This window comes from Desulfosporosinus sp. I2, from assembly GCF_000960765.1.
Lineage (GTDB): Bacteria > Bacillota > Desulfitobacteriia > Desulfitobacteriales > Desulfitobacteriaceae > Desulfosporosinus.
Window position 1 is genome coordinate 1 of record NZ_JYNH01000205.1, and the last position, 6,105, is coordinate 6,105.

Sequence of the window (6,105 nt, forward strand, 5' to 3'; positions counted from 1 at the left end):
TAATGCCCGTCGTGTCAACCTTGTCTTGGTGCGCTTTTTTCTGGTCAACTTGCAATCCTTCCAAGAGCCAGGCCAGTTGACGCTTGGTGATGTCCCTTACTTCGCCCTGATTCTTCGGCCACTGGAATTTCATTTCGTCGGAAAGTGCTTTGGTAACCAGGATAAAGCCGTTGCCGTCCCAGCGTAAAGCTCGCAAGGCATTGTGGCGTTTATTGCAGAACAGGAAGACGCTTGTTCCCGCATGGGGATCCAGTTTAAATTTCAAGGCCACCAAGGAGGCGAGTCCATTTTGCTGTTTGCGAAAATCGGTGGCTCCCAGGGCCAAGTAAATATGGTCCGCCTCATCGGCGATGTGCCGCTTCTTGCTTCATCGGCGTAAATTCCGGCGAACAGCCAGTTCTCTTGATTTTCAATCAAGGCGGTGTAATACTCCAACTGTGCGGTAAAGGAATGTTGCTGCTCACGGGAATCGGTGCTAACCCGGCAATAAGCGCAAACCCGTTTTTTGGGCTGTAATTGCCGGACGACCTGCTGCTTAACAGGATCTATTTTTACTACTTTTTTAGCCATTCCCTTTCTTTGCAGTGAACGGAGGGTGAGCGATATGTCAAAGAATCAGGTAGCCAATGAGGTGAAATACAAGGTAGCGGTGAAGCTATTGGATATTATGCTCCGTAACGGCCTTATCTCCCCTGCTGAGTACAAAAAAATTGACCAATTGAATCGCCAGACTTTCTCGCCGGAGCTTTCCGGAGTATATGTGTAAAAACACCTGGATATCTCAAAGCTTGTGTGGTATTGTGTGTTGCTAACAGGCCTTCCAGCGGTGCATAAAGATCGATCCCCATTTGATCTAATCCTCCTAGAAGATCCAGCAATTTTGCCGTATCCCGCCCCAGGCGGTCAAGCTTCTTTATCAGCAATACATCCATTTTGCCATCACCGGCAACCTTCATGACCTCCGCAAGACCGGCGCAGTCAAAATCCAGACCGCCCCCCATATCCTCAGCTTCACCGACGACCATAAAGCCCATCTGCTCGGCATAATCCATAAGCTCCTTTTTCTGACCCTTTAGGGCGCCGTGGGTATCCTCCGGTGCGTCGATCCGGCAGTAAATCCATGCTCGTTTCCGGCTTTCCTGGCTCCAGAAGGCTTGAGCTTCTTCAACGCTCGCAATCGGTATTTCGACAGGCTCCTTATCTCCCAGCTGCATGGGTACCAGCTCCTTCGTGATTTCTTGCAGATACTTCTGATCGGGGCAACAGTTTATGAATTCGCCATAGGTGTCCAGCATCAGCCTGTCCAGCGTATCCGTCAGAATAATCTTGACCGCATGCTTCTTTTTCAGCATGACAAAGCTTGCAATACCGGACGGGGACTTCTCAAAATAATATTCCTGACGCCCTCCGTCAAGCCCGTATACATGTCCGATGATGATATCCTTCTTTAGCAATTCAGCCAATGCTTCCTTTCGCATATCGACTTCCTCCTTGATATTTTCTAATATTTTGAATTTAATCTCAGAAGGATACGGCAGGACGGAAAAGACCGCCTTGCCGCATAGTTTCCAAGATTTAAAAAAGATCTGCTTGTTCTTCATTACGAATTGCCGCTTCTATTCGACACTACTTCCCGAAGCGGAAAAGCCTTGCGACTCTGAGGACGGCAGCATAAACGGTTTGCCGGTTAAGCAAACGCCATAGGAATTTCACCTCTCCCAGGATCTCTGCGAGCCGCACCATTGCTTGAATCTGTGGCTGGACGGAAGTAGCATTGTCACTGTCCATTTTATGGCAATACAGTCCACCGCAGACCGTTTTATGACCGGGCGTTCTCGCTCGTCACCTTCGATACCATCGGTTCGACGGATGCCTGTCACCCATCCGCAGGCTGTCTTGGCGCGCCCGTCAACGTCGCTGCCGCTTTTCACACGGCTGGACAGCTCATGTATTTATGCTGCCGGATATAAAATTTTCAAAGAGCAACAGGAGAATAAAAAAAGCCCCTCACTTCTTTAGGGAAAAAAGTGAGGGGCTGCACGGAAATTTTTTTATTTTTCCATCAATTTTTTTAGCTTTTTAAGTATCTTGGTCTTGCGGTCGTGTATTGTCATTGAGGGAATACCGGTTTCCTTCGACAGTTGACGTTCGCTTTTACTCTGAAGATACAGCTCTACGATCAGCGTTTTCTCAGACTCGTCGAGCATTTTAAGGCATTGGCGCAGCTTTACGAGCAGCATCTCGCTTATAATCATATCCTCCATGGAATCAACTGCAGCAGAAATTATATACTCCACGGATATGCCTTTCTCATTGCAGCCCTCAAGCGACATATTGTTATCCTCCGCCAGCTTGTCCAGGTATTTCTCCCTGTCTCTGCAGCGGTAATAGGCCTTATAGACCTCCTGGGTCACGGGGATACGTTTTTTCCCGACCAGCAGGGTATATTTTTTATCATGGTTATCCATAAGCTTGTCCTCCATTTCAAGATTTTTTAAATCCGGAAAATGAAGAACAAGCGGAGGAGATCGGCAACCAACGGAATTGCCCTTTTTACACGCGAAAACGCCCACTTGAAGAGATCCCAAATGAGCGTTATTAAATTGATATATACGATTATTTGGCTGTGGCAGTTCTACATGACAGCCATACTTATCCGTTGGGATAGCATAGGTCTTTTTTAACAGTTCAATATTAACGACGATGGAGCAAAGACAAATGATGTCCGCTTCACTACACCAAGCCGCTAATTATTAATACCGGCTGCTGACTTTTTGCAGTATACTCTATAAACACAAATACCCCTCCAAATCCGCAAATTCGGAGGGGCATTATTTTACAAGCATGTTGAAATACACCCGCCAAACTTACGCTTTTTTTATATGGCGGAGCAATTTCTCACATATTGGATTGTTATATGCATTCTATGAGTTTTTTTATGGGTATTTAGTATCATGTCGTTTGCCATTAGAAACTGTAGTTTGTTGTATGAGGTGAACTAATAGTGCACAATGATTTTGATAAACTGGGGACATTCTTAAAACAGCCCAGAAAAATGATAATTATACACAGGAGCAGTTGGTTTGAAAATTGAGGATAACACCCCCTACCTCATGTCTATTGAAAACGAAAATAAGAAAGCGAGTTACGATGTCCTGTTTACCTCATCCGGGAGTTAGGTATATCAGCAGATACAATCTTTTTCCTGAAAATAAGCGCACGAAGACTGAAGTTGAGCAGCTGACCGGTTGCTTCGTCTGTGTAATGAGCGCGAGCTTAAGATCGCAGCAACCACAGTGAAAGCTCTGCAGGACACCAAGTAGCATATAAACCGATAACTTTTGAACCATCTCTTTCCAACGGCAAATTCGAAGGTAGCGGTATTTTTCATAACAAATTAATAATGAAATACAAAAACCTGCGCAGAAAGGGCAGGTTTAAACACATAGTCTCCGCGGCAGCCAGGCTGTCATAGTGCTGATAAGCACCTTAGACCCTATGGCTTTGCGTCCCTGTCTTTTGACAGGTTTGCCCTTATCACTGATTAATTCATTTTATTATGAGGCCAGCGGGTTGTCCTGCGGCCTCAGCAAATACTCTTGCTTTTCGATGTCAATCCCTTTATCTCTCCACATTTTAAATAGCGATATACCCACGTTTAATTTATGGTACTCGATCCAACATTATAGCAAGCTAATTCAATATGTTACCGTAGCGGAGTATACTGATTCTGTTTCCAATAAAATACCGGAAGCGTTATAAACTTTAGCGGTAGCACATACACGATAGGTCCCTGTTATAACATAGTAATATTCTACTAATTCAGTGCCGGCAACTCCTGTTCCTGACGATGTCCATGTCTTGATTGTGGTCCAACCACTGCTGGTGGATTTCTGTAATTGGGCTGTCAAAACCGTACTGTACGAATTGTTGTAAATAGTAACGTCCCCTATGCAAGTTGCTAACCCTGATGAATCGATAGATAGTCCCGGACTTAAAAGCGAAATGTACGTGAATTGAGGAGTTATCAATCCTTGTGTTCTTACATTGCTTGTCCCATCAGCTGCGTAAGCCGGAACGACGGAGAAAACGGCCATAAGGACAATTAGACCCATGAAGATAAATTTTTTCATAAATAAAAACCTCCTTTGATATCTTTCAATAGTTAAAGACAACAAAGAAGGTTTTTTGCAACAGTTTTCAGCAAAAAATATTTTTTAATCTACATATTTTACTCCTTCGGCTATCTTCAGCACAGTGTCTTCACTCATCGGTGCCTGAACCGTAAACAAACTATTATCCATTTGCCATACGATTGTAATGATGGAATTTTTCAATACAAGCGTTCCCTCATGCCCGTTGATACTGATTGTTTTAAAGACGGAAGCATTTTCCGTATCCACCGCAGGGCTGTTGGCTTCGCTTAATTCTGTATAAATGATAAGTGAATCTTTGTCCTGTTCACTTTCAAATACAATTTTTTTTAGTGGTTTGTTGCTGGAGATGTTACTTACTTTATATCCATCCGGGATATAGGTCGGAACATAGGCCTTGGTCCAGTTAACAACCGGACTTCCGCTGCCCGAACCGCTATTGCTCTCCTTTAATTGAAAAGACGTATATTTCGGCTGAATATCCATCAAATAATTCAATACTCTGACTCTCCATGCCTGTACGCTAGCTACGGTGGCAAACAATAGAATAAACACAACCAGCATGGCTATAGCAGATCTGTTTAAGGCCTTCAAAATGCGCCGCCTCGCGGCATAAGCCTTCGGCTTTTTTAATTGAGTGTCCAGCTGTTGGCTAAACCCTTGGAATGTCTCCTCGGAAGGTAAAAAATCAGGGTTGTTTTTCAGCCTTTCTTTTTCTTCCAAAAAAATTTTCCCTTCTTTTTCCGCGGCATCGTGCATGACCAGCCTGAACAGACTGTCTTCATATTCTTCATAAAGCTTTTCCCTGATTTGTTCCGAGCTGTTATTTGGCATACTTATTCATCTCCTTATCCATGAGCTTTTTAGCCTTTCTTCGGGCTCTTGTCAAATACTGCCGGACACTACCGGAAGCTATGCCAAAAATTCCCGCTATTTCACCATCATCCATTCCCAACATGTACTTAAAATACAGCAGATCTTTCTGCTGCTCCGGAAGTCTCAATATTGAATTCCCCATCTCTTCTATTTCTTCCTGATGGATAATCCTGTCTTCAATAGTTTCTTCAAGGCCAGAAATCGCTTCAGCCAAGTCGGCGTCTTCACCATAATACACATGCTTTTTCTGTACGTCTCTGTGTTTTATAAAGTTGATTGCCACACTCCTGGAAGTATAGACAACATAAGCGGCCGTTTTGCAACCGTCTAATGTACGAATTAAAGAAATTTTTTCAATCAATTTAAAAAAAGTATCATTAATCAGGTCTTCCAGATTGTCCTCATCATGCGTAATATTGTAAACTGTCTTCCGAACGAGACCGTAATAGTCCTGATATAAGCTAAGCATAAAGGCCTTACTATCTTGACCTTCCATTGCGGCGATTATCATCATTATCATCTAATTACATCCTTTGTTATTAATTATACAATTATAATTATACAGGCAATTAGATTAGAATTGTGATGAAAAAATAAAGACTCCTTAAAAACAATCAAAAATAAGCTTGATAAAAAATTTTCTAGAAATATGTGTTGCAAAAGTTTTCTCAGATTGTCTATATAGATAAGATGGAAAACCCTTTAAAGGAAAAAATTACATATCAAAAAATAGTAGTCACAAATATCATTGGGTATGACAAGATGTACTGCTGCCCCGTTCAAACAGATGCTTTCTGAACCGCGAGGGAAATTAAAATTATCTTGGTTTTAATCGAAAGCCAATATGCTTTGGTTAAGATAAATAGAATCGAAGGGGGTGATTAATTTGAAATCAAAAAGCCTGGATTCCGTCATATCAATATGAGCCAATATGGTGATGCAATCACACTTGCTTCTTCATGCTCCCCCGGTCATCAATTGACCGATTCGCTTGAATCCCATATCCGGAACATGGAGAGACAGGAAACTTTGATGTACTCGACAACTGCAATTTAAGTCCACTTGCAAATATATA

General features: G+C 42.8%; 7 protein-coding genes, 1 pseudogene and 1 riboswitch. Of the genes and pseudogenes, 1 reads left to right on the forward strand and 7 read right to left on the reverse strand.

The features are described from left to right. Together tnpB and UF75_RS27745 are read right to left on the reverse strand one after the other, a co-directional pair. The coding region (gene tnpB, locus UF75_RS24225; protein ID WP_045577083.1) for an IS66 family insertion sequence element accessory protein TnpB at nucleotides 1–325 on the reverse strand (325 nt) is incomplete at its 3' end. Further along, complete coding sequence (locus UF75_RS27745; RefSeq protein WP_282433861.1) at nucleotides 262–570, reverse strand: recombinase family protein; 309 nt, start codon at nucleotides 568–570, stop codon at nucleotides 262–264. The genes tnpB and UF75_RS27745, both read right to left, overlap by 64 nt. Nucleotides 571–604: 34 nt before the next feature. On the opposite strand from UF75_RS27745, the gene UF75_RS31185 reads away from it, so the two are divergent. After that, the gene (locus tag UF75_RS31185; protein ID WP_348983099.1) at nucleotides 605–766 is read left to right on the forward strand and encodes an SHOCT domain-containing protein; all 162 of its coding nucleotides are present in this window, start codon (nucleotides 605–607) and stop codon (nucleotides 764–766) included. A gap of 61 nt (nucleotides 767–827) precedes the next feature. Here UF75_RS31185 and UF75_RS31190 read toward each other — a convergent pair. The 5 genes and pseudogenes from UF75_RS31190 to UF75_RS24250 form a co-directional block, all read right to left on the reverse strand. Beyond that, nucleotides 828–1,601, reverse strand: a pseudogene (locus tag UF75_RS31190) (recombinase family protein); the annotation flags it as partial. A gap of 450 nt (nucleotides 1,602–2,051) precedes the next feature. Next, a complete protein-coding gene (locus tag UF75_RS24235; RefSeq protein ID WP_045577084.1) occupies nucleotides 2,052–2,468 on the reverse strand; it encodes a sigma factor-like helix-turn-helix DNA-binding protein in 417 nt (138 codons plus the stop codon). 985 nt (nucleotides 2,469–3,453) lie between these two features. Then, nucleotides 3,454–3,543, reverse strand: a riboswitch (cyclic di-GMP riboswitch). 155 nt (nucleotides 3,544–3,698) lie between these two features. After that, nucleotides 3,699–4,133 carry a hypothetical protein gene (locus tag UF75_RS24240; protein WP_045577085.1) on the reverse strand — a complete coding sequence of 145 codons (435 nt, stop codon included), beginning with the start codon at nucleotides 4,131–4,133 and terminating at the stop codon, nucleotides 3,699–3,701. Nucleotides 4,134–4,217: 84 nt separating this feature from the next. Continuing rightward, nucleotides 4,218–4,988, reverse strand: coding sequence for a DUF4367 domain-containing protein (locus tag UF75_RS24245; RefSeq protein WP_045577086.1), 771 nt, complete (start codon nucleotides 4,986–4,988; stop codon nucleotides 4,218–4,220). Next, nucleotides 4,978–5,550: a sigma-70 family RNA polymerase sigma factor gene (locus tag UF75_RS24250; protein ID WP_197079531.1), complete on the reverse strand. Its 573-nt coding sequence runs from the start codon at nucleotides 5,548–5,550 to the stop codon at nucleotides 4,978–4,980. Before UF75_RS24250 ends, UF75_RS24245 begins: the two co-directional genes overlap by 11 nt. Nucleotides 5,551–6,105: the final 555 nt, after the last annotated feature.

Excerpts from the sequence above, each read along its gene's own strand:
- UF75_RS27745 (WP_282433861.1), bottom strand. The coding sequence starts at position 570 with ATGGCTAAAAAAGTAGTAAAAATAGATCCTGTTAAGCAGCAGGTCGTC.
- UF75_RS31185 (WP_348983099.1), top strand. The coding sequence starts at position 605 with ATGTCAAAGAATCAGGTAGCCAATGAGGTGAAATACAAGGTAGCGGTG.
- UF75_RS24235 (WP_045577084.1), bottom strand. The coding sequence starts at position 2,468 with ATGGATAACCATGATAAAAAATATACCCTGCTGGTCGGGAAAAAACGT.
- UF75_RS24240 (WP_045577085.1), bottom strand. The coding sequence starts at position 4,133 with ATGAAAAAATTTATCTTCATGGGTCTAATTGTCCTTATGGCCGTTTTC.
- UF75_RS24245 (WP_045577086.1), bottom strand. The coding sequence starts at position 4,988 with ATGCCAAATAACAGCTCGGAACAAATCAGGGAAAAGCTTTATGAAGAA.
- UF75_RS24250 (WP_197079531.1), bottom strand. The coding sequence starts at position 5,550 with ATGATAATGATGATAATCGCCGCAATGGAAGGTCAAGATAGTAAGGCC.